This window comes from Acinetobacter sp. X9 (assembly GCF_054889255.1).
In genome coordinates this window covers 2,401,517-2,426,027 of sequence record NZ_CM142679.1, presented here as the reverse complement: position 1 = coordinate 2,426,027, position 24,511 = coordinate 2,401,517, and the positions used below count along the sequence as shown (strand labels likewise).

Below are 24,511 nucleotides of genomic sequence, written 5' to 3'. Positions count from 1 at the left end.
AAACAAATCGAGACTATTTTTAATAAATCTCATTGATTTATTTGTGAAAATATTTTTTTCGAATAATAATGAAAAGAGGTAATAAATTTGATAAAGGGTCATTATGGCTGGCAGACCAAGAGAGTTTGATCGAGAAGAAGCCCTCGTAAAAGCGAGAGATTTTTTCTGGCTTCACGGCTATGAAGGCACATCCATGTCAGATTTAGTTGAAGTTTTAGGGATTGCCTCTGCTCGAATTTATAAAGCATTTGGCTCAAAAGAGGCTTTGTTTAGAGAAGCTGTAAATCACTATGAAAAGAACGAAGGTAATTTCGCCGTAAATGCCTTAAAGCAAAAAAATATTAAGGATGCAATCAGTCAATTATTTGCAGATGCACTAGCGCTTTACACGCAAGCCAACCATTCGTATGGGTGTATGGTTGTGTCGGCAGCGAGCGTGTTAGGTGAAGAAAACCAAGCTGTTTGGGAATGGATGAAAGCACAGCGTATTGCACGGGGCCAAAGCCTAGTCGATCGATTTATTCAGGCAAAATCAGACGGACAATTGGTGGCAGAGGCTGACCCTAAAACCTTAGGGCAATATTACGCGCTTGTTCTGCATGGGCTATCTGTTCAAGCAAGAGATGGATATTCGCAAGAAGAGCTTTCTCAGGTAATCCATTTTGCATTAAAGAATCTAGATCAATATGTTGTGAGTGTTTAGTGAATTGAGGTTTATTTAGTTTGTAATGTGGTGCTAGAACTATATATAGACGGATTCTGCCTTACTATTGAGTTTATATTAGTGACTCTCTTCTGGAGTATTTATGTCAAAAGAGATGCCAATTTTTAAGCAATTGTGTATATATTTTAATTAATAGTTATTTCTAACCTATAAAATTGGTATTTTATTAATTATTTCTTAATTAATAAAACTACTAATTGTCGAATGATACTTAAAAGCATATCTTGAGTTTTTAAAATAGACCAAGGATACTAAATAATTGTTAAGTTTTTATTATAGATTCTTGAAACTCATCTAAAGTAAAAATGGCGTATTAGAATTTTTTAAACCAACTATTCTTCTTTTAAAGATGCCTATGTTTCTGACAATAATACTAACTTTTACTTAATAGATAGTTATTTGCTGATGGTTAGGGATTTAATGATAAAAATGTTTGTAAATTGATCAATTAACTTAAAAAATAACTTGTTTTATTCTTAAAATTAATCATTAAAAAATTTAGTATTAAGTAGTAAAAATAGAGGATTAAATTCATGAAATGATAAAATAATATTAACCATATATTTTATCACTGGTAGGCTGGAAATCACAAAGAACAATATAATAATGGTTTTAATGAGTAATAGTGATTTTTACTACAGACTATAAAAATGTTTTATTACTTTATTTTTTGTATGCATTTGTTATAATTTGTTTTATTTACTTTAATTATTATACATGAAATATAAGCTATTATGCCTTTCTATTTTTATAGCAATTCATCAAGCCTATGCTGCAGAATCTGAACTCTCTTTGAGTTTGAATGGTGAATCAAATGTGGACTCTTTAGGGGTACTCAATCATTCTATTCCTATAGTACTACCACCTTCTATTAATGGCTTTGGTCCTCAGTTATCTATAAATTATAATGGTCAATCATCCAATGGAATCTTGGGTGTAGGTTGGAATATTTTAGGTATACCTTCTATAACCAGATGTAATGAGTTAAAAAATGGGAAGATATTCACACCACTAACATCAAGTATTGAAGAGAAGTCACAATCTATTCCATTTTCATCTTCTTGTTTTGTGTTAAATGGACAAAAGCTAATAAAAGTTAGTTCTGATTCTGTCGAGTTTGGAAAAGCTGAGTTTCGATTAGAAAAAGATGATTTCTCTAAAGTTACGATAGAGTTAGAGTCTAGTTCAAGTACTGCAATTAAAAAATTTATAGTTAAACATGGTAATGGTGTAATACAAGAGTTTTCTGCGGCTGTAAAAGGAAATTACAAAAATAATAATGGTGAATATGTTGAGAATATAAATGATCCTGTTATTTATGAATGGGGATTAAGCTCTGTTAAAGATGTAAACGATAATTACTGGACTGTGGAGTACCAAGATTTAAACAAAGGTTTTTTATATCCTAAATCTATTAAATATACCGGTAATAAGGGGAGTCTACAGCCATTAAATCCTACTAACTCTATTGATTTTGAGTATATAGATAGAGAGGAAGTAGAGAAAAAAACTGGTTATATTGAAAACAGATCTTTAAGAGTCTTAGATAAAAAACTTTCAAAAATAAGCATTAAATCGAATGAACTGATTAAAATGCAATATAATTTTGAATATGACAGTATTGATGATAATACCGCGAGTACCACTCGTTTAAAAAACATTAGTTATTGCACTTACGGTATTGAAAAGGTATGTAATTTACCAACTAAAATTGAGTGGACTTCATATGGCAAAGACTTGATAACAACTCCTGCTCGGGGTGTGGCTGAAAAAACTCCGGATATGACTTTCGGAATGAAAACTATAAGAATGAGTACACGTAAAGGTGTTACAACAAAAGAACTTATTTATTTAAGTAATAAGAAAGGTGTTGGTCTGCAAGTGTATTCAAACCATGTAAATCCGAATAGTGCAAGCATTAATACAATACTAACTTATCCATCAATTCTTGGATATTCTTTTTGGTTATTCACTACTGCTGATATTAATAATGATGGTATAGACGACTTGATTATGTATGGAAAAGGGCGTGAAGGAAGCGTTTCTTCTTTACTTTTTTTTACTTCATCATTTGATAATAATGGCATAAGAAAATTTGATTTTTATAAAGAGTTAAAAGATATTCCTGAACCTGGTTTTTATATCAAAGCTATTAAAGCAATAGATTTAGATAAAGATGGGATTACAGATTTAGTTCTTCATTCAGGTAGATATAGTAATAAGTCATCAGAACCAGACCGTTTTGATGCAATTAAACTTGACGTTAATGGAAATATTGTCTCAATTAAGTCGACAAGTTTTAATCCAAGTGTTTATGATAGTTATACTGATGGTTTTAGAAATGAACCTGAATTTGGTAATTTTAAAAGAGATGGAACACAAGATACTTTGAATTTTGCTCAACATAATTCAGATTTATACTTATGTACTTATAATGTGTTTAATAATATATTAAGTGATAATAAAACGATCAGTGGTTGTGAGAATAATCAAAAATTATCTGAATTTTATACTGGTTTGAACAATAAGTTCTTTGCTTATAACAAAGTCATTACTGATTATAATCAGGATGGTTTAGATGATATAGTGTTAGTTCAAGTCATTTTTTTAGAAAGACGTGATACTAAAGTAAGGTTTCAAGTTTCACTAGTGCCTATAATTTCTACCAGTAGTTTATCTGGGAACAATTTCGAGGTACAGAAAGAAATTTTTCTAGAACCATTTGAAATTGAAACTGACTTTGTGCCACCTGCATCTGGATATGGGAGGATGGGTACTTATCATTTTAGTGATCCAGTTTTTGCTGATTTTAATAATGATGGATATTTAGATTTTTTTATTTACGGAGGTAATCCTGATAAACCTTACCTATTGACTTATTTACAGCGACCTGGACAAAAATACGAGGGTTTTTTAAAAGATTTGAGAGGTTTCTATAAGCCAACTTCTGCAACAGAGGAAACTAAGTTTGCGACTAATGGATTTCCCACAGAATCTTCTTTATTTGCTAATTATGATGTCAGTATCGTACCTATCTTATCAGATGTTAATAATGATGGTTTTCAAGAAATTAATTTACAGTTTATCGCTAAATCTAAAACTGGATCTGATGGTTTTATTTACTCTCTATTTTCACAAGCAGCAAAAAGCGATGTTCAAAATCTTGGCGAGGCTTGGCTTTCACTTGGTTCTGGGGTTCAAAACTCTCCAAATTTGGTGAAAGCTATTGAAACACCGGATGGTCGCAAACAACAGTTTGAATATCAAAACTTCAGTCAAGCTTCTGAAAGCCAAGAAGCTAAACCTTTTCCAATACGTGGTAGTAGTGCACCAATTTTAGTCACTCAATCTGTAGAGAATTATTTAAATAACGTTTTAGGTTCGAAGGCTAATTATACTTATTCTTCACCGCGAGTAGATGTAAAGGATAATAGATTCTTAGGGTTTGAAACAACGACAGAAACATTAGAAAGTTATAATAAAAATGCGAGTGGGAATGATGTAACTGATAAGTTGGTCAAAGAAACCGTCTTTAACCAGAACTATCCTTTTATCGGGATGGCGAAATCTGTAGTGACCAAAGCGAATGATGCTGTGGTGTCTAAGCTAACCGTTGCTGATGCAGACTTTGTAAGCGACAGTGCATACCCAACCACCAAGGTTAAATTCCCACGAATTAAGAAATCTACAGTTGAGAATTATGAACTGGGTACACTGGTTTCCAAGACAGTCACAGCCAATAACTACGAGAACGTATTTGGTAATTTAACCGATTCAACGGTAACCACAAGCAGTGCAGATGGCACAAACGTATTTACCACGACAGTTAAACCCACTTATGGTACAGCTGACAAGACCAACTGGATTCCGGGCCTGATCAAAGACCGGGTGATGACAGCTTCACGTACGGGTCAAACCGCGATTCAAACAAAAACCAGTTATGAATATGATATCAAACGACAAGTCATTAAAAAGATTGATGAACCGGATGACGCAGCGTTAAAGCTACAGACCGATTATAGCTATGATGCCTATGGCAATGTGACCAAAGTCAGTGTAAGTGGTACGGGCAATGGAACGGATACGGGAGCAACGCGTACGTTCAGCTCAGCCTATGAGGCAGGAACAGGTTATCCTGCTGGTGTATTCAAGACCAAAGAGACCAATGCATTATCGCAGCAGTCTACAGCAACCTATGATCCGGTTACAGGACAACTCCTGACCTCCACAGATATCAACGGGGTTGCAAGCACCCAAAAAATTGATGCACTCGGCCGTGTGATTCAGACTAAATCAGCCAGTGGCGTGCAGACGGATATAAGCTATCAGTTATGTAAGACCTTTGTTGAGGTGGGAAGTAATAGCAGTGAATGTGAAAAGGGTGAAAACTATAAGATCACCTCGACTTCAACATTAAATGCACCGGTCATTACCTATAAGGATGCTAATGGCAACGTTAAGCGAACGCTGACCAAAGCCTATGACAATGTCAATAATACGGTGGTGCGTAATGAATATACCGCATCTGGCCGTCTGTACCGAAGCAGTAGTCCAAGCCTGAGCAATGTAGCCTATGCAAACCTGCAATGGACGACCTATGAATATGATGCGCTTGGACGTGTGAGTAAATTGACAGAGCCGGGTAACCGGGTCACCAGCTATACGCGCAGTGGCTTGCAAACCACAATGACCAATGCCAAGAACTTAAAGCGTACAGAGAAGAGCAATATCGCCAATGAAGTGGTTGAAATTGTTGATCATGATAATAAATCCCTCAAATACAGCCGAGATGCGCTAGGGCGAATTACCCAGACGACAGATGCATCAGGGAACAGCATTAGCCTAACACTCGATAAAAACGGGAATAAACTGCAACAGGTTGATCCGGAACTGGGAACCTGGAAGTATCGTTATAACGTATTGGGACAACCGGTATGGCAGCAGGATGGTAAAGGACAGCAGACGACTTTCCAGTATGACAGTTTAGGCCGCTTGATTAAACGAACCGAGCCGGACCTGACCTCGACATGGACATGGGATAGTGCAACCAAGGGTAAGGGACAACTGGCTCAGGTCAGTAGTACAAATGGCTTTAGCGAAAGCTATAGCTATGACAGTTATGGTCGACAAATCCAAACCACGACCAGTAAAAAGATTGACCCAATAGCTCAAGGGACGACAGATCCGGACTTTATCACCAAGTGGAACTATGACAATGCCGGACGTATGCTGGCATTTGCTTACCCAACAGGATTTGGCTACCGAAATATTTACGACACCAACGGTTATTTAAAAGAAGTCAGAAACCTTGCGGGCACGCAGCTCTATTGGTCAGCAGATGCACGGGATGCAAGAGGTAATGTTACTGAGGAGACTCTGGGTAATGGTCTGGTGACGAAAAGAGCCTATAAGGCAGACACAGGGTTCATTGAGTCAATTAGTACCGGTGATGCGAAGGTTCAGCAAAACACCTACAGCTTTGATGCACTAGGCAACCTGACCAACCGGAACCAGAACCTGGCGGGTATCTCGGTGAATGAAACATTTAGCTATGATAACATTAACCGCCTGACCAGTGTTGTTAACCAGAACGGTGGCAAAGTTACTGCGAGTTATGATGCGATAGGCAACCTGACGGCCAAGAGCGATACGGGAACATATAACTATGCAACAGGCGGGACGAGTTGTGGTGTACACAAGGTGTGTACGATCAGTTCAACGACCGGTGGTCTGAACACGGCTTTCAGTTACGATGCGAATGGAAACCTGTTAAGTGGTAATAACCGCAGTTATAGTTGGACAAGCTTTAATATGCCTTTGCAGATCAAGCAGGGGACGACGACAGAAAGCTTTATGTATGATGCCAATCATGAGCGAGTAAGACGTACCAGTGTAGAAAACGGGAAAACTACAACAACGTTATATATCAACCCAAGGATTGATACGGGCGGGACATTCGAGAAGAGCTATTTACCGGATGGCACAGCTGAATACACCCACTATCTCTATGCAGGTGGTGATGTACTGGGCAGCTATGTCAGTAAGGATAAGGGAACTCCGCCAACAGGAGATCTGGGCTTAACTGCTCAGGCAGGGGTTGCACCGAACAGTGCTAAGGCTGCGGTGAGTAAAACAGGACCTTACCGTTATTTCCACAGTGATCATTTGACCTCAATTGAGGTGATTACTGATGCTACAGGGGCGGTGGTTGAACGTTTGAGCTATGACCCGTGGGGCAAGCGCCGCAATGCGGATGGAACAGTGGCGAGTACTGTGCTGAAGGGAACCAAAGACAGCCATGGTTTCACCTCGCATGAGATGCTGGACAGTATTGGTCTGGTGCATATGAACGGGCGAGTATATGACCCGCAGGTGGGACGATTTACCAGTGCGGACCCGACTATTGATGGAGCAGATAATTTACAGGGTTATAACCGTTATAGCTATGTACATAACAATCCGGGAACGTTGTTAGATCCGAGTGGTTATAGCTGGCTTTCAAAAGTAACGAAAAAAATAGGTCATGCATTTACAACAGTTCTAGATGATTGGTTAGGCACGTGTTCAAAGTCTAGCGGGGACTGTAATGTCACTATTGGTGCTACCTATGGAGCAAATAACCAAGGGGTTGGCAGTAATAATGATGGTCGTACTACAGTACAGCCATTCATTGGTTTTGGTGGGTCGAATCAATATAATCAAATTAACCTTCCTTCTTATGAGGTAGGTGATATCTTTGGTGGTACGAGAGGAATTGATTCTGAAAGAAGTCGATTAATGGCGGAGGATGAATTGTGGTTGGAGAGAAATCTGATGCTACCAGCGCAGGGGTCAGATTCTGATGAAGATACTACGTTGCGAGTTATTGGTGTTGTAAATAATGAGCTAACTGCTTTTCATCATACTTGGACTTATGGGTTATATGGTAGTGAGCCTACATCTGGTGGATATGTTGGTCAGACTGCAGGTATGGTTGCTGGCCTCTTCACTGGTTCTACAGAGGCAACAATTGCTAGAAATGTCGGAAAGGGCGCTATATGGACTGCAACTAAAGCTAGGACCAGTTTTGGTAAATTATTTAGTCCTTGTGGTTGCTTCGATGATGATACACCCGTTCTAACAAAAGATGGTTATAAGCGAATTGTAGAAATTAAAGAAGGTGATTTAGTCCTTGCTCGCCATGAAGAAACTGGTGAGATTGCTTATAAACCAGTGAAGCGGGTATTTGTAATACCGAACAGACGTATTTACTTACTTAAAACAATTGATGGGGTGGGTAAAGAAAATATTATTGAAGTTTCTGACGATCATCCATTCTGGGTGGTTGATAAGAAGTGGGTGGATAGTATTGATCTGAAAGAAGGTGATCAACTCTTAGATGCCAATAATCAGGTTCATAAAGTTGTTTCTATAACAGAAACAGATCGAGTAGAAACGACTTATAACTTAGAGGTTGAAGGCTACCATACATATTTTGCAGGTGATGCAAGTATATGGGTGCATAATCAAAACCCATGTTCAAATATTCTAAGTGTTGTTAAGCAAGATGCCTTTTTATTTCGTGAAGCAAAAAAATTATCAGCTCAAGAAAGTAAAGGGATTAATTCTATGTTAGTACAAATTAAAAATGGGAATAATAATCCTGGAATTGGTACAAAAACATTCAATGGGATAACTGAATTTAGACATCGGGATGGTGGGCGTATTTATGCGCAGGGAACTGGAAATAATTGGACTATTGTTGGTTATTCTGGTAAGGGTAACCAGCAGAAAGTAATTGATCAGGTAGTAAAACTATATGGGAGATAAAATGGTAACTTATCAATGTGCTGAATTTAAGCTATTAATTATGCATGAACTAGATAGATTTAACGTATCTGAACAGAATGTGGATTTTAATATCACGGTTGATAGTAATACGTACGCAGGTACAGCAGTAACATTAAAAAATATTGAGTTTTTAATGGATAAATATAAAACTAGTGGAGAATGTAGTTATGGTCGTTATTTTTGGCAACATAATATGGTGATTTTAGATGAAATGTCTCTTGATTGTTTATGTGAGATGCTATTGGATATAGTTAAAGATAAGTCTGAAGAACTTCTTGATGATCTGTTTTATAGAGTTGAATAAAATATAGAATATATTGTTTTTAATGTTAATATTTTTCAACTATTTTTTGGTATTGTTAAGTATTTTTATTTAATTTTATGAATTATAAAGGCCTATATAATTATAGGCTTTTATAATTTAATTTTAAAAGAAGGTTTTTAAATATAGGGCTGCTTTAAAAGCTAATATATGATTTTTTAATGATTATTAGTATAAATATTTTTTACAATAATATATTGCATCATAGCTATATTTTTTATATACATAAACCTTAGAACCTCATTTTATATATAACAAGTTCTTGTTGAATGATAACTTGAAAAAATATGTAATTATCTTTGCCTAATCTATTGAAAGGACACCTTCGGGTGTGCTGGTTAAATATTTCACCAGTCTGCTAACCCTCTTTCGTTCTGCCACCATAATTTTAATATTTTGGCAGAACTCTAAATAAGAGATCTGCCTTACATTGAATTTTTAATTAATCAAACTTAGTAACGTCTGGTATTGACTCTAAATAATCAAAAAATTGCTGTATTTGCTCTTCTGTTACACGTGCTGTAGAAATAGGCGGTAACTCATCTCTACCAAAGAATCCAACTTCGGGTGTTTCAATACTTGGTGTCAGTTCACCATCAATAATTTCGCACCAGAAGAAAGCCTTATACACATGTAAAAACATTGGAGGATGTGGGTGCTTAGTTCTATCTGTTAAAGCCAATAACTTAATCGCCTTAACTCGTAGACCTGTCTCTTCTATAACTTCTTTTTCAGCATTTTCCGATGCTGAGTAACCTACGTCAGCCCATCCACCCGGAACAGACCATTTCCCGTCTCCAATTTCTTTTGCTAATAATAATTTATTTTCTTTAAAAACAACTGCTCTAACATCTAGTTTCGGAGTGGCATAACCTACATCTTGGAGCACGTTATTAATAAAATTTTCTGTTTTGATTTCTTTTAATTCTAATAAATACTCAATGTGCTCTAAGAGTTGTTCATAACGCTCTTTGTCATAAACATCTTTTGAATAATGTAAACCTGTTTGAGCAATACCAGTAATTTTATTTAAAGTTTCTAACCACTTAACTGAGTCATTCATTGGAATTGATACCTTTAATATATTAATTTTTTATTGATCTAAGAGTTAACAGGAATCTCATAAGTTACAAATTCATATTTGGGGCCTGTAGATTTTGAAACGACTTTACCTCCCAGAGATTCAGCAATTTTTCGACTTGGATAATTTTCTTCAGCAACTGGATAAATAAAATAGTCTGGTTTAACAAAGTCGACTGCCCACTTAGCGACTGCTGATACAGCTTCTCTTCCATAATCATGATAATGATAATCTTCGCTTATCCATATGCCTAACTCTGGATGAGGAGTTTGCATACGATGGAGGCCAACAAGGCCTATAAATATTTGAGTATGTACATCTCTTATAACAAATATAATTTCAGATCCAGTTTCGAAGTTTTTTAACCAAGCATTCCAAGTTTGATCAAACTCATGTCTTGGTTGAGGGTCCCACGCCATATAGCGTGTCAGAGTAGGCGTAATACAGTTATATGTCTCATCGGCATCTTCTGCCGTAAAAGGAGTTAGATTGAGTCTTTCAGTAGAGATGCTCACTTCATGTAAATCCATAATCTTCCTTATATAAATTACTTAAGTTTAATTGTTATTAAAAATATATTATTCATAGTAGGGTTAAAATAAATAATAAACTATCACTAATAATAGCTATAAAAAAATTTTAGTTTTGAATGTTAAAAATAGAGGAACACATTCATGAACTATCCATAAAATGTGTTTAAACATACTGATGGTATACTTTATTGGAATAGACAAAGATGGGAGAAAATAGTGTCTTACGCATGTCTATGTTGTGGTTATCTTACATTTGATGACTTAGCCTATGATTCGTTTGAAATCTGTCCAATTTGTTTTTGGGAAGATGATAATGTTCAAAATGAAGATCCTGATTATATGGGTGGGGCAAATGGCATTAGCTTAAATATGGCTAAACAAAATTTTCAATTATTTGGAGCAATAAAAAAAGAATTGATACCGTATGTCCGTAAACCTCTTGAAAAGGAAATACCTTGATAAATATACTTGTATGAATGGGATGGAATAAAATTATATATTTACATCCTATGTAATAAGGTTTTATCAATTTATTGGAAATTCTTAAAGCAGAAAAAATAGCCATTTGTCTTTATTTTAGTCTTTTATAAACTCCAATTTAACAATAAATTTTAATTATTTATCCTTACTTTTTAATGATCTATTTTAAAACAAATGTCATTTTGTGTGCTTGACTGAAAGAGGTCTGAATATTATTCTTCGCCTGCTGGCCACATTGCCAGTCGGTCGTCGCGGACCGCTTTTTTCGACCACATCAGGATTATTTCTTCTGAGGAATAGTCTTGTGTGCATCTCGTTCCCTCCCGTAGCGGTAGGACGGGAGAGGGACACCCTCGGGTGTGCTGGAGTCGAAACCAGTCCGCGAACCCTCTTCCGTTCTGCCACCATAATTCTAATGTCTGGCAGAACTCCCAATAAAAAGGAGTTGGCTTTGCACATCCATTATTTCTTGGCAGCCTTTGCCAAAAGTTATAACGACACAGCTTAAACTTTTAAAGCAGTTTGATCGCCGTAAGGTTTTCAGGCTTTAAATTACTTCGTCTTAAAACTTAATCAACAATAAAACTTGAGATGTGCCAAGCACAGTCTTACGGGCTTTGCTGTGCCTTTTTTTCTCCCAAAAAAGTATCTCATTTAGAAACAACAATAATTTTATAACGGTAAGACTATGCCAAATTTAGTTCTCTCAACACGCGCTATTCAAGTCATCAATAAGTCGATTGATTTATTTCACCATCGTGGCTTTCATACCGTTGGGGTAGATAGAATCGTTAAAGAGTCAAAAATTCCGAAAGCCACTTTTTATAATTATTTTCACTCTAAAGAGCGATTTGTTGAAATCTGTTTGATCGTACAAAAAGAACGTTTAAAAGAAAAAGTAGTTTGAATTGCTCAGTACGACCAAGGTACAAACGTGAAGGATAAACTCAAGAAACTTTATTACCTACACACCGATTTAGAGGGGATGTATTACCTATTATTTAAAGCAATTTTTGAAACTAAACTGGCCTATCCAAAAGCCTATATAACGGCAGTGAGATATAGAACATGGCTGCTTAATGAAATTTATAGCCAGCTTATAAAACTCAAAATCGATGCTACCTTTCAAGACGCTAAGCTATTTTTATATATGATTGAAGGTGCAATTATTCAGCTTTTAAGCTCGGATGTGGCAATCGAGCGGGAGAGAGTGCTTGAGTGTTTTTTGTTGGGGTTTAGATGATAGAGTCGGACTCTACGTTTGCTGATCAAAGTTAAATGAAGATATATCAGTCGTGAAGCGAGTTTAAATATGCTGAAATTTGCTTATAAAACTAAGTCTGAACGAGGCTGCTTTTCTAATAACCGAGATATATTATTTTCAAGCCAATCAGTTAAATCAAAAAGGCGTTCGGAAGCTTCTCGACCAAAGTCCGTTAATTGATAATCTACTCGAGGGGGCACTTCGGCATAATCCTGACGATAAATAAAACCATCTTGCTCAAGTGACTTTAAGGTTTGTGCCAGCATTTTTTCACTAATGCCATCAATTATTTTTTTTAATTCATTAAAGCGTAAACGTTGATCACGTAGTGCAACTAAAATTAAAACACTCCAACGGCTCGTTAGTGTCAACAAAATTTTTCTAGATGGACAATCTGCTGCAAAAACCTGACCTTTCATTGCTTATTACCTGCATTACAAAAGTTTACATTTAATGCTGAACTTACTTTTAGGTAAGTACTTACTTTTAGTAAGTTAAGATACTACGATGATTGAAATATTTCAACTACATCAGATGGAGATCACCATGCGTATTGCAGTTACTGGTGCAACAGGTCAACTTGGTCAATTCGTTATTTCTCAATTACTTGAACGGACCGAAGCAAAAAATATTGTGGCATTAGTCCGTAATCCAGAAAAAGCTATAGATTTAAGTTCAAAAGGGGTAGAAGTTCGTCCTTTTGATTATGTTCATGACTTAGAAAAACTTTCAGAGCAACTACAAGGTATTGATAAGCTTTTATTAATTTCATCAAATGAAATTGGTCAACGTACGGTACAACACCAAAATATTATTAATGCAGCAAAACTCGCACATGTAAAATTTATTGCTTACACAAGTTTATTAAAAGCAGATGTAACACCACTTTTACTTGCACAAGAACATGTTGAAACTGAACAATATTTAAAAGCATCAAATATTCCCTACACGTTATTACGTAATAACTGGTACAACGAAAATTATGCAATGGGTCTTAAACAAGCGGTAGAGCATGGCAAAATTTTTGGGGCAACTCATCACGGTAAAATTTCTTCTGCTTCACGTCTAGATTATGCAACTGCGGCCGCTGTGGTATTAACGCAAGACGGGCATGAAAATAAGATTTATGAATTGGCAGGTGATACAAGTTATACGCTTGATGATGTTGCAAAATGGACAAGCGAAATCACTAAAAAAGATATAACTTATCAAGATTTACCTGAAGCAGAATATAAAGCACTTTTAGTGCAGGTTGGTGTACCAGAAGGGTTTGCTCATATATTGGCAGATTCGGATGAAGGCGTATCTAAAGACGGTTTATATAGTGATAGCAAAGATCTGCATCAGCTCATTGGCCGTGCAACGACAAGTATGCAAGAAACCGTGAAAGAGTTTTTAAAATAAGTAGAAGCTTTTTAGAAAGATCTTTTAAGTTAACAATATATTTATCACTTGTCTGAAACCAAAGAGGCTTGAATTGATCTAATTCAAGCCTTTATTTATTTGAATTAAAAGATATAACTATAATGATTTGTGGTTTAAGTTTTTGATATTTAAAATTAATAAGAAGCTTGTTCGATTATCTAATAGTCTAAGTATTAAAAAATAGTATGTCATTTTTAGACAAAATTGATGTCATTCGCACACAAGTCAAACCAATATAAATATGTTGAAATCAGATTTATCAAATGGGACTGAAATAAATCAGTAAGCCAAAATTATCAATATTTATTAAATATAATTTATTAATTTGTGGTGGAGGATATTCAAAAATTATCAGAGTTAATAAATATTAAATTGAGCTAGAAATAATCATTATACCAAGTTTTTAATTATAAAAATATAAAACTAGGAAAATGATTAATTATATTTAAAGGAAAGGATTCTATGTATATATCTAAACAAGGATGTATAGGTACACTCATGCTTTTATATAGTATGAGTGCAAATGCAGAAGTGAGCCTAAAAGACAATTTCAAGTTCACAGCTAATTTTATTGATTTAGCGATGTATAGCCAAGAAAGTGCTGTAGATGACAATTTTACTAATTCAGCAGGTTTGTTTTTAAATACTGAAATTAAATTGGCGAATGAAAGTCATGACTTTGGGGTTTTAAAAGCACAATATGTGTTTAATGGTTTAAATGATGATGCACAGTTAAATACTTCAAACAATTGGTTTGGCGGAGTAGGAAGTTATGTCGGTGGAGCCATTGCTGCCAATGATTTGGCTTCATCCCAACTCAGTTTGCTGACTTGGGATAAGTATTGGAATGATAAAAAACTCTATACGTCCGTTGGGCGTACCAATCTAAGACGATATTTCCTCTATAACAATTGTCAAAATATCCTGTTGTGTACTGACCCAATTAAAGGCGCAATGGGTTCATTGCCGACTAACTATGCGTATTGGGGCGGTTATGCCAAATATAATTTATCAGACCATATCTATATGCATGCAGGGGTTTTTGAGGTCAACACAGATGATTATGTCTATAAGAAAAAAGGACTAGATTTTTCCTTTCATCACCAACTAGGTTATACCCAAGTATATGGTATGGGATATAAAGATAAAAATACTAAAGCAGAGTTATTATATTTTTATAATAATTCTGAATATCGTAATGCATATACTCAAGAAAAATATAATGGTACAGATGGTTTGAATTTTAGGTTTAACCATGATTTTAATAATCAGAATATTCCAACTGTATTTGGTGCTTACTCATATATTGATGAGAAAAATCAGCCTTATAAAAATTATTGGGAACTCGGGTTAAGCTATAAAATCAATCAAGGTAAAAATCATTTAGGCTTGAAGTTCGGTCAGTCTCAACTCAATAATGATTATGTTTTAATGACAGAAAAAATTAATGGCAATAATAATAAAACAACCTCTTTTCTTTCTTTAGATACCGATATTAATTACAAACGTCTGACTCTAAGCCCATTCGTACAATACATCTGGAATCCAGATAACTACTACCGCTCTACAGGAAAAGCCTTCAATAGCAATGTGATTGTCGGTTTAGTCACGCAAATTAAGCTCTACTAAGGGAAAAAAGATGAAGATTACAAAAATAAGCCTACTGTTCACTGGTCTATTCGTCAGTAGTGTCGCTTGTGCTGAATATAGCTGTCAGCAATTGGAACTAAAGGACTGTCCAATGACCGTGGATAAAAAATTACCTGACCCACATGATATGTTGACATGGACACAACAACAAAGGGTGGTGGGCTTTCGAAATACATTCCGTAGTTATGATGGCAGTGTTTTTCACCCCGATAAGAAAAATATACTGGCACTTCCAAAACTAAAGAACAGCATTAAAAATAAGGATATCCATTACTCGGTAGATGGCAAAAATTATAATTTAAATGACTACTTAAAAAATCAAAGTGTTGCAGGTTTGATCGTATTAAAAGACGGCAAAATTGCTTATGAATATTACGGACAAGGCAACAATGAAACGACTCTATGGACTTCTCGTTCAGTGGCAAAGTCTATTGTGGCAACGCTTATAGGTGTCGCTATTCAACAAGGTAAAATCAAATCGGTAGATGATCCAATCATTCAATACTTACCAGATTTGAAAGGAACTGCTTGGGAAAAAGTATCCTTAAAACAGCTTTTGCAACACACTTCGGGTGTTGAGTGGAATGAAAATTATAAAGATCCAAATTCAGATTTTGCAAAAATGACCTATTGTGAGGCAGCTAACAATCCAGATGCTTGTGTCTATAAAAATGTGAAAAACCTGAAAGCGAAATATGAACCGGGAACGGTATGGTCATATAGCACAGGTGGGTCATATCTGGTGGGTAAAGTGTTAGAAGCTGCTACACATGAAAATATTGCTAAATACCTAGAAGATAATGTTTGGAAGCGGGTAGGCATGGAGCGAGAAGGTGTTTGGCAGTCGTATACCCGCAATCAAGTTGATATGGGGGGCCATGGGTTTAATGCAACGTTACGTGATTATGCGCGTTTCGGACAATTTATATTGAATGAAGGACGTGTTTCTAATGGCGACAAGATGTTACCTGATGGCTGGACAGCACAAGCGACCAAATGGAATCAAGCGAAAGGCTCTGTCTCAGAAAACTATCCAAAAGGAATATATGGTTTTCAATGGTGGAACTCACATGCAAAAAAAGGTTCACCATTAAGTACACAAAATTCTGATGAAACTTTCTGGGGACTGGGTATTTTTGGGCAGATGTTAGCCATTAACCCTAAAGACAAGATTGTTATGATGCAGTGGAGCACGTGGGAAACCGCGATGCCTTCTGCTGAGCTTGATAATGAAAAAAGTTTATTTTTTAATGCGGTAACTCAGCATCTTACCGAGCAAAAATAAGCAGTTTTCTATGGCTTAGATTGTCATGAAATTTTAACTTGATATTTAACAACGGGAATTTTAGAATCCGCCCAACTAATTTTTAGGAGCTTCAATGTGAGTACTTGTTCGAGTGACAGTAGTCGATCGGTAATAGTCTAAGTATCCACTGAAGTCCTGACAGACCTCTTTTTGTGGATGCAAGAAGAGGTTTTTTTATTTTCATCTTTTCATTCCTATTATTAACCCATGATCTAATCATGTTGGGTTGCAGTACTTGCATGTGCTCCATGACTTATGGGAGTGATGCCAATGTTATTTACTTTAAAGAAACGCTCACTTATTTCTGGTTTCTGTTTATTCACATTATCTAATGCAAGCTATAGTGGACGACCTATGGTTGTTGACGATGCCGCTCTTGTTTCTCCAAAAACTTGTCAGCTAGAAACATGGGCACAGCATAACTCTGACAGCAAAGAATATTGGGCAACACCAGCCTGTAATTTTGGTGGCAATTTTGAATTTGCGGTAGGGATGGGAAGAGTAAACGATGATACTGAGCATGTCAGTTATGCAACTTTACAAGGTAAAACCTTATTAAAACCCTTAGAAACGAATGATTGGGGAATCGGCTTTTCTTTTGGCACTCAAATTAATACCAAAGATTCTTCAAAAAAAGATTGGACGGTTAATGTTCCATTAAGTGTTTCTACACTGAATGATAAATTTTTAATCCATACCAATATTGGTTGGCTGCGTGAAAATGCTACGCATAGAAACCAGACCACGTGGGGAATTGGAACTGAAACACAATTTGCTAACCCATTAACGTTCACAGCCGAAGTGTATGGTAATGACCGAAATAACTCCTTTTATCAAACAGGTTTTAAATACATGATTTATAAGGATCTTGTGCAATTAGATGCAAGTTATGGCAATCAAATGTCTCATCACGATAATGCTTTTTTCTCTGTCGGGTTTGTATTTCTCACAAAGCCATTTTTACCTTGATGGTTTAGAAATATCTTAACTATCAACAAATGTGACAGAATCTAACTTTTTATATCGTGTAAATAACGCTATCTTGATTGGACTTGAGCACATCCTTTTGAAGTGTTCGTCTTTTCGTTAGATTTTTAGGTATTTAAAAAATGAATAAAATGCACGTAACTTTAGCGGTGATTATTGGCTTAATTATTGGTGGTGTAATCGGTGCTCTAGGTTACTCTAAAACTGCTGCGCGTTATGACGCGATGACCACAGCCTGTGTCATGGTAAATCAAGCAGTTGAACATGGCATCTTACAACCAGAACAAGTCAAAGAGCTTGGAGAGTTAACTGGCCAAACCCTTAAAAAAGATTACGAGTCAGTTGCCTCTAAATTTAAATTCTCTGAAAAGCAATTAGGTAATGCATCTGAAGGTTCTAATTGTAGTCAGTTTATTGTTGGGGTAAATGCCGCACAATAACCATTTAGAAGCCCACAGTAAGTGGGCTTTTTTATAATGTTTAGTTAGGGCAGCTACAATATTAACTGAACATATCATGTATAGACTGCTATAATAATGATCAATTCAAAATCTGAAATATAAGCTTGCCTAAAGGCAGGCTTTTTGTACATGTAAATAAGTCTGCTAGGAAATATGAAACGCTATTTAAAACAAACTGAATCGGCTACGACTAATTGGACAACAGAGCAAGACTGCTTTTTGATCGAAAATAATTCTCTCTCAATTTGGGAGCTCATCGAGCATTTACCTTTTTCTGAAGAAGAAATACGAGTGCGTCGAGCTGTTCTGGGTTTAGTGAGACGAGATAAGCAAATGAAAGCATATTAATTTTACCAAATGGTAAAATTAATATGAAAATAAATGTTTCAAACTTTCTCTATTCAACCATGCATTTTTGCGGATGAGTTATCAAAACCATAATTTTTTTCGGTATTTTATTGGTGCGCTTTACATAAAGCACCAACTACTTACAAACAAGTCTAATAAGGTTACCTTTAATTACATGAGTTTAAGCATAATCAAATACATAAGACATTCATAGATCAGAACTTTATAACAATAGGACGGAGAGAGGTTAATGCCAAAGTATCTAGCTGTAGCCGAAAAGGTTTATAAAAATATAAAAAAAGATGGCTTATTCACTGATGACATTACTCAGAACCTTAACTGTTTAATTAGTCAGACCCGAAAAGCCATCAAGGGGACTGAGTTTAAGCTCAAGTTCAACTATATAGACTTTGAAGAAAACTTAACTAAACCGTTAAGTGAATGTAAAGTTAAAATTGATTTGAGTGTCATGCCAAAGTTTACAAACGAAGGTGAATATCTTCTATGGTTGGCTGGTTTTATTGAGCGAATCACAGAAGGGGGAAAGCCTAAATTGCCACCAATTTCGCATTTTTTACCACCAGGTTTTAAGATGTCGAAAGATTCGTTTCCTGTAACTGTTGCTCCTGCAAAAGAAGAGCATGCAGACATGATTATCAATTATTTTAAATCTGAGGATTTTATGAAAACCAATAAAACTCCTTCATAAAAGAATATAGAAGCGAACGTCCACCTTGCTTCTATATACTGCTGGTTTAAACTCAGCGACCGCCTTCTGGGGCGGTTTTTTTTGACTAAATATAATTGATAACTCAATTTTTTCTTATGTTTAAACTCAGATCATAGACAAGATTAATTGTATGTAAATATGCATGATTTTTATGTTTTATAATAAATAACAATGATTTAAGTTTATATTGCAATAAAGGAAAAGATACATTTTTCACATAACCAATGTGCCAAGTAACGCAATTAAACATTTAGCTGTTCATAATCTTTAAAAAAAAAGAGAAAGTGAACGATATGAATGAAAATGCAGAGCTTATAAAATACATTGATGTTGCTGAAAACGTCTATGAACGTGTCTATGAAAATAATCAAGTTTCCAATAATTTGATTGTTAACCTTAACCGCATCATGGCGGAAATCAAAAAACAGGCCCAAGAAAAAGATCTGAGGTTAAAATATAAGTCGATTGACTTTGAATATTGCTTGAGTTTGCCTTTGGCAGATAGAGATATAAAAATTGACCTTAGTTTGATGCCTCACTTTGAACATCGTGATGAATGCATTTTATGGCTAACCAACTTTATTGGAAAAATTAGTGTGCCTAAAAAGATGACGAGACAAAAACTAAGTTTTCATTAAAGTTTTTAGATTTAAAGCGATATATGAGTCATTACTAAAAAACTAATCGTATCTATGCTTAAATAGTTATGCTTTATTCCAGATCGATATTTTATAATTAGAAAATGACAGAGCGCTTTAAAATGAAAACGTTTGCATTAACCTTTGCTGTTTTAGCTTCGTTATCCACCTATGGTCTAGCCAACGACTCTACGGGTTACGTGGGTACGGGTGGGATTCAATATCTCAAAAACTCGCAGATTACCATGCAAAGCGAAGATCTATTCATCAGTAAAAAACTGATTAAGGTCGACTATCTTTATAAAAACTTAAGTAATAAAGACGTAACGGAAACCATCTTATTTCCGTTACCGCGCATTGATAATTTTTTTGAGGCTGATTTTGCTCACACCGAACAGCTTTTAAAAAGTTTTAAAATTGTGGTGGATGGTAAAAATATAAAGCCGGAGATGCATGTCAGAACCTTTATTCAAAAAGATGAAAAATCGCCCCTGATTGATGCTACGGATGAGTTTAAACAGTGCGGTTTTAGTGAAAAAGAGATGCTAAATCCGTGGACTCGTACTAACTATGATTATGAGTATTATGTAGATAAGCTAAAACAATGTAATAAGCCGCAAATACAGAAAATTTTAGCCAAATTTAAAAAAGATGATGTAATTCCATGGTCATCTCAAGTGATCTATAGTTGGAAGCAGACTTTTAAAGCCAATGGTTTGACTAAGATTCATCATGAATACAAACCTTTGGTCGGTGGCTCTGTAGCTCTCTATCCAGATGAATATAACCAGCAATTTTGTATGGATAAACAATTTAAACAGGGCTTAAAAAAAGCCAGTGCAGAAAATTCGCCGTTTAGTGCTTTGGGTTATATTTTGACGACGGGCGCAAATTGGGCAAAACCAATTGAAAACTTTAAGTTAACCATTGAGCGCGATAAAGACGAACTGGTTTCATTTTGTTGGGATGGGCCAGTTAAAAAAATTAGTCCAACTCAATTTCAAATGACCAAGACTAGGTTTGTACCCAAAAAGGACCTAGATATTATTTTTGTGAGAGTTCGATAATTTCATACAAGCTTCTGGTTTGACCAAATTGCCTCAATATTGATTGTGTGTCATGAACCAGACATGGCACACAATAAGAAAAAGATGCTCTATGTTGCTGTCAGTAGGATTCTGAGCGTAATGATTAATTAGAGCAGCTTCTTTTTAATCCAATAATCTAAACTGAAATAACGGCCGCCTCCAAGAACAAGCAGTGCGAGAAGCATGACTAAATACGTAACGGCAAACTCAATTCCATTATTTAAAATTACAAACGAACCACTAGACGTGAGCCAGTCGTAATTGCCGTAGGTTTGTAATATTTCACGAGCTTTCTCTAACTTTTCAGCCGAGGCCAAGACCTGCATGTTTGCAAAGGGTGCATTTGGATCAGCAATCGCTTGCCATCCATTCAGTAGATGGACCGTAAATATAGCAACTAACATCGTAATAATGAGGGGAATACTAATTAAACGCGTTAGCAAACCAAATGTTAATAATATTGCACCTGCTAATTCAGTCGTTGTTGCAAGCAGGGCCATTACATACGGAAAGGGAAGTCCTAAACCTCCATCTGAGTTGCCAAACCATTCTACAATGTCATTAAAGTGCATTAATTTATTTGTGCCGGCCATCCAAAATATAGGAACTAAATATAATCGAAGAGCCAGAGCTGCGATGCCGTCCGCATGTTGTAGAGTTTTACCCAGTTTTTGATAATATTGAGATAAGCCATAAATAAAATTCTTCATGATAATTTCACATCCGATGCGATTGAATATTAATTAGTCGGATAAAGACTGTATTTCTTACATAAAAAAAATTTTTATTTACGGTGTAATAAAAAAGGATTTGGTCCGTCTAACTATACGTACAAATGTACAAACCGAGAATTTATCTTTAAAGGAATACTAAAATGAACAAACTCAACTCAATGACTTCAGTGGCGGCATTATTAGCACTTTCAGTTGCTGGCGCTACACAAGTGGCGGTAGCAGCAACCCATACAACAACCGAAGCACATGCAACCAAAGCAGCAGATGGAAAATGCGGTGAAGCAAAATGCGGTGCTAGCAAAATGAAAAACCACGAAAAGTCTGCCGAAGCAAAATGTGGTGCAGATAAAAAAGCAGCTGATGGTAAATGTGGAGCAACCAAAAAAGCAGCGGACGGCAAGTGCGGTGCAGATAAAAAAGTCGCTGACGGTAAGTGCGGCGCTAAGTAAACAATCTGATCATGGATGATGTCGACCTTCTGATAAGTGTCGGCATCGTTTCTAAAAGGAGAAATCACCATGATGGATTTGTCAGGCGTAGGGCTGGGTTTAAGGCGTGATTTTATAGACTCGTTTTTAGATGCAAAAACATATCCCGATTTTATCGAAGTTGCTCCTGAAAACTGGCTAGGTTTTGGTGGACGACACGCTAAATTACTCGCACAGTGTGTTGAAAAAGCGCCGTTAATTTGTCACGGCTTGTCATTGTCTATTGGCGGTCCTCATCCACTCAATCTTGAATTTATCGGAAAAATAAAAAGCTTTTTAGAACAATATGATGTCTCTATTTATTCTGAACATTTAAGTTATACAAATGATGGGGGCTATCTATATGACTTGTTGCCAATCCCCATGACTGAAGCGGCTGTTCAATATGTCGCTGAACGTATTTTACGTGTTCAAGATATTTTAGGAAGACGATTAGTCATAGAGAATGTTTCTACTTATTTAATGCCAAATGCTGAAATGAGTGAAGCGGAGTTTATCCGTGAAGTTCTTCAATATGCAGACTGTGATTTGCTTCTGGATGTAAATAATGTCTATGTCAACAGTATTAACCATGGCAGTGATGCATTTGGATTTATTCGGGACATGCCAAAAGAAAGAATACGTTATTTACATATTGCTGGACATGAACAAGTTCAGAAAAATTTATTAATTGATACGCATGGCTCAGAAGTTTGTGATCGCGTATGGGAACTATTGAGATATACCTATCAAGTGTGTGGTGTGAAAGCAACTTTACTTGAACGCGACTTTAATATTCCATCATGGCAAGAGCTAGAAGACGAGCTAGCCAAAATTAAAATAATTCAACAACAGGAGAGTGGCTATGAAGGAAAATCAAATATCCTTTCAGACCATGCAACAACAGTTTTGTGACTGGATTAGAGATCCTGATTTGGAATTACCTCAAGCTCTTCCTGCCGAACGAATGAATATTTATCGAGACTTACTTTTTAATAATGTCTGTTCATTTATTGATTTAGTTTATCCCGTGGCTCGTGCGATGTTGCCAGAGTTAAAGTGGCAACAATTACTCTCGGAGTTTTTTCAAAAAGCCCAGTGCCGCTCGCCTTTGTATAATGATATTTCTCTTGAGTTTAGAGAGTATTTGACAGATCAGCAGCACCCGATATTGCAAGAATATCCTTGGTTGGCTGAGTTGTTGCAGTTTGAATGGCTTGAGTTGTATTTAGACACTGTTGAAATTGAAAAAATAGCTTTGCAGGAAAACTGTAATTGGCAGTTAACCACAAAGGTATGGGTATTGGTTTATCAATATCGCGTTTATACGTGGACAACTTTAATGACTCCAGAACAGGTCGAGCCTATGCCTGGAGCAATTATGGTTTGGCGAGATGAACAAGACAAAGTATGTATTGAACAGCTTTCGCCTTTGTTTGCTATGGTGATTGAACAGTTGACTCAAAATGTAAAGTTAACTGACCAAGATATTCATACACTGATTCAATCTGTACTCACTGATTTATCTGAACATGATATTTATCTGCAGATTCAAGAACTAAAAGCACTTTTAACTCGAATGCGATTGATTCAAACTCCCCATGATTTTAAAGAGGTATAAGGATGACTTCAGCCGTGGCATCAGATCATGAAGAAATAGGGGATCAGCTGCATAATCCAGGCTTTTTACAAGACTTAAGACAGCAAATGATAAAATTTGCTTTTTTACAGCTTTCTTCTCTTCCTCAAGCTGAAGATGTGGTGCAAGAGGCATTAACGAGTGCTTTCCAGCATTTAGATTCATTTAAAGGACGTGCTGCGTTTAAAACATGGGTGTTCGCGATTTTAAAAAATAAAATTATTGATGTGATTCGGCAAAAATCGCGTTTGGTCTCAATGACAGAATTATTTAAAGATGAGGAAAGTGAACTGAGTATTGATGCACTGTTTGATGCTTCTGGACATTGGCATAAATATGAAGCGCCTCAAGCATGGCAAAGCCCTGAAGAAATGATGGAGCAGGCAGATTTTTGGATGATTTTTGAAGCTTGTTTAAATCATTTACCTGCCAAATATGCTCAAGTTTTTATGATGAGAGAGGTGATAGAGCTGAGTTCTAATGAGATTTGTAGCAAGTTGGAATTGTCTATCTCAAACTTTAATGTGTTGATGTATCGGAGTCGTACCCGACTACGTGAATGTTTAGAAAATAAATGGTTATTGAAGGAGGATTGTTCATGCTGACATGTCGACAAGCCACTCAACTGTTGTCTGAAAAGCAAGATAGACCATTGTTATTACGTGAGCAAAGTGGTTTACAACTGCATTTATTGGCGTGCCGCTCATGCCGCCGTTATTCAAAACAGATCAAAACAATTAGTCAGCTTTCTAAAGCATTTAAAAATTTGGATGGCTAATTTTATTTAAAAATTTATTTATTGCT

The 24,511-nt window shown here is 35.9% G+C and carries 22 protein-coding genes and 2 pseudogenes; 20 read left to right on the top strand and 4 right to left on the bottom strand.

The annotated features are described in order from the left end of the window. The first annotated feature begins 103 nt into the window (after nt 1–103). The 4 genes and pseudogenes from ACYU0V_RS11490 (at nt 104) to ACYU0V_RS11475 (ending at nt 8,858) form a co-directional block, all read left to right on the top strand. Nucleotides 104–703, top strand: a complete 600-nt coding sequence (locus ACYU0V_RS11490; RefSeq protein ID WP_461847519.1) for a TetR/AcrR family transcriptional regulator — start codon at nt 104–106, stop codon at nt 701–703. Between the two features lie 738 nt (nt 704–1,441). Further along, nucleotides 1,442–1,639: pseudogene (locus ACYU0V_RS11485) on the top strand (hypothetical protein); the annotation flags it as partial. A gap of 678 nt (nt 1,640–2,317) precedes the next feature. Next, on the top strand, nt 2,318–8,533 hold the full coding sequence (locus ACYU0V_RS11480) for a polymorphic toxin-type HINT domain-containing protein (protein WP_461849939.1): 6,216 nt from the start codon (nt 2,318–2,320) through the stop codon (nt 8,531–8,533). 1 nt (nt 8,534) lies between these two features. Continuing rightward, entirely contained in the window at nt 8,535–8,858 is a 324-nt protein-coding gene (locus ACYU0V_RS11475; RefSeq protein WP_461847517.1) for a hypothetical protein, read from the top strand. 460 nt (nt 8,859–9,318) lie between these two features. On the opposite strand, the gene ACYU0V_RS11470 is transcribed toward ACYU0V_RS11475, so the two are convergent. Together ACYU0V_RS11470 and ACYU0V_RS11465 are read right to left on the bottom strand one after the other, a co-directional pair. After that, nucleotides 9,319–9,939 (bottom strand): NUDIX hydrolase, encoded by a 621-nt coding sequence (locus ACYU0V_RS11470; RefSeq protein ID WP_461847516.1) that lies wholly within the window; start codon nt 9,937–9,939, stop codon nt 9,319–9,321. Nucleotides 9,940–9,977: 38 nt separating this feature from the next. After that, nucleotides 9,978–10,487 (bottom strand): GNAT family N-acetyltransferase, encoded by a 510-nt coding sequence (locus ACYU0V_RS11465; RefSeq protein WP_461847514.1) that lies wholly within the window; start codon nt 10,485–10,487, stop codon nt 9,978–9,980. Nucleotides 10,488–10,706: 219 nt separating this feature from the next. Between ACYU0V_RS11465 and ACYU0V_RS11460 the strand changes: the two genes are divergently transcribed. Further along, on the top strand, nt 10,707–10,949 hold the full coding sequence (locus ACYU0V_RS11460) for a CPCC family cysteine-rich protein (protein WP_032003265.1): 243 nt from the start codon (nt 10,707–10,709) through the stop codon (nt 10,947–10,949). A 709-nt stretch (nt 10,950–11,658) separates the two neighbouring features. After that, nucleotides 11,659–12,213: pseudogene (locus ACYU0V_RS11455) on the top strand (TetR/AcrR family transcriptional regulator). A gap of 83 nt (nt 12,214–12,296) precedes the next feature. Here the strand turns inward: ACYU0V_RS11455 and ACYU0V_RS11450 are convergent. Next, on the bottom strand, nt 12,297–12,653 hold the full coding sequence (locus tag ACYU0V_RS11450) for a winged helix-turn-helix transcriptional regulator (RefSeq protein WP_032003267.1): 357 nt from the start codon (nt 12,651–12,653) through the stop codon (nt 12,297–12,299). 127 nt (nt 12,654–12,780) lie between these two features. Here ACYU0V_RS11450 and ACYU0V_RS11445 point away from each other — a divergent pair, with 127 nt between their 5' ends. From ACYU0V_RS11445 to ACYU0V_RS11405, 9 genes are all read left to right on the top strand, one after another. Next, nucleotides 12,781–13,638 (top strand): SDR family oxidoreductase, encoded by an 858-nt coding sequence (locus ACYU0V_RS11445; RefSeq protein ID WP_032003269.1) that lies wholly within the window; start codon nt 12,781–12,783, stop codon nt 13,636–13,638. A 483-nt stretch (nt 13,639–14,121) separates the two neighbouring features. After that, a complete protein-coding gene (locus tag ACYU0V_RS11440; RefSeq protein WP_461847512.1) occupies nt 14,122–15,288 on the top strand; it encodes a carbohydrate porin in 1,167 nt (388 codons plus the stop codon). Nucleotides 15,289–15,298: 10 nt separating this feature from the next. Then, the gene (locus ACYU0V_RS11435; protein WP_461847510.1) at nt 15,299–16,594 is read left to right on the top strand and encodes a serine hydrolase domain-containing protein; all 1,296 of its coding nucleotides are present in this window, start codon (nt 15,299–15,301) and stop codon (nt 16,592–16,594) included. A gap of 285 nt (nt 16,595–16,879) precedes the next feature. Then, nucleotides 16,880–17,584, top strand: a complete 705-nt coding sequence (locus ACYU0V_RS11430; protein WP_461847509.1) for a hypothetical protein — start codon at nt 16,880–16,882, stop codon at nt 17,582–17,584. Between the two features lie 140 nt (nt 17,585–17,724). After that, entirely contained in the window at nt 17,725–18,042 is a 318-nt protein-coding gene (locus tag ACYU0V_RS11425) for a hypothetical protein (RefSeq protein ID WP_005802557.1), read from the top strand. Between the two features lie 174 nt (nt 18,043–18,216). After that, nucleotides 18,217–18,411, top strand: coding sequence for a hypothetical protein (locus ACYU0V_RS11420; protein WP_133480554.1), 195 nt, complete (start codon nt 18,217–18,219; stop codon nt 18,409–18,411). A 250-nt stretch (nt 18,412–18,661) separates the two neighbouring features. Further along, the gene (locus ACYU0V_RS11415; protein WP_262729510.1) at nt 18,662–19,120 is read left to right on the top strand and encodes a hypothetical protein; all 459 of its coding nucleotides are present in this window, start codon (nt 18,662–18,664) and stop codon (nt 19,118–19,120) included. 314 nt (nt 19,121–19,434) lie between these two features. Beyond that, complete coding sequence (locus tag ACYU0V_RS11410; RefSeq protein ID WP_017481463.1) at nt 19,435–19,779, top strand: hypothetical protein; 345 nt, start codon at nt 19,435–19,437, stop codon at nt 19,777–19,779. A gap of 122 nt (nt 19,780–19,901) precedes the next feature. Beyond that, nucleotides 19,902–20,846 carry a DUF4424 family protein gene (locus tag ACYU0V_RS11405; RefSeq protein ID WP_199992801.1) on the top strand — a complete coding sequence of 315 codons (945 nt, stop codon included), beginning with the start codon at nt 19,902–19,904 and terminating at the stop codon, nt 20,844–20,846. A gap of 128 nt (nt 20,847–20,974) precedes the next feature. Here ACYU0V_RS11405 and ACYU0V_RS11400 read toward each other — a convergent pair whose 3' ends face one another. Continuing rightward, nucleotides 20,975–21,577 (bottom strand): HvfX family Cu-binding RiPP maturation protein, encoded by a 603-nt coding sequence (locus ACYU0V_RS11400; RefSeq protein WP_461847505.1) that lies wholly within the window; start codon nt 21,575–21,577, stop codon nt 20,975–20,977. Nucleotides 21,578–21,741: 164 nt separating this feature from the next. Here ACYU0V_RS11400 and ACYU0V_RS11395 point away from each other — a divergent pair, with 164 nt between their 5' ends. The 5 genes from ACYU0V_RS11395 (at nt 21,742) to ACYU0V_RS11375 (ending at nt 24,485) form a co-directional block, all read left to right on the top strand. Further along, complete coding sequence (locus ACYU0V_RS11395) at nt 21,742–22,050, top strand: HvfA family oxazolone/thioamide-modified RiPP metallophore (protein ID WP_004642275.1); 309 nt, start codon at nt 21,742–21,744, stop codon at nt 22,048–22,050. A gap of 69 nt (nt 22,051–22,119) precedes the next feature. Next, a complete protein-coding gene (locus ACYU0V_RS11390; protein WP_461847503.1) occupies nt 22,120–22,983 on the top strand; it encodes an HvfB family MNIO-type RiPP peptide maturase in 864 nt (287 codons plus the stop codon). Continuing rightward, nucleotides 22,934–23,689, top strand: coding sequence for an HvfC family RiPP maturation protein (locus ACYU0V_RS11385; protein ID WP_086265093.1), 756 nt, complete (start codon nt 22,934–22,936; stop codon nt 23,687–23,689). Before ACYU0V_RS11390 ends, ACYU0V_RS11385 begins: the two co-directional genes overlap by 50 nt. A 2-nt stretch (nt 23,690–23,691) precedes the next feature. Further along, nucleotides 23,692–24,312 (top strand): RNA polymerase factor sigma-70, encoded by a 621-nt coding sequence (locus tag ACYU0V_RS11380; RefSeq protein ID WP_086265092.1) that lies wholly within the window; start codon nt 23,692–23,694, stop codon nt 24,310–24,312. Then, nucleotides 24,306–24,485, top strand: a complete 180-nt coding sequence (locus ACYU0V_RS11375; protein ID WP_017400102.1) for a zf-HC2 domain-containing protein — start codon at nt 24,306–24,308, stop codon at nt 24,483–24,485. Before ACYU0V_RS11380 ends, ACYU0V_RS11375 begins: the two co-directional genes overlap by 7 nt. Nucleotides 24,486–24,511: the final 26 nt, after the last annotated feature.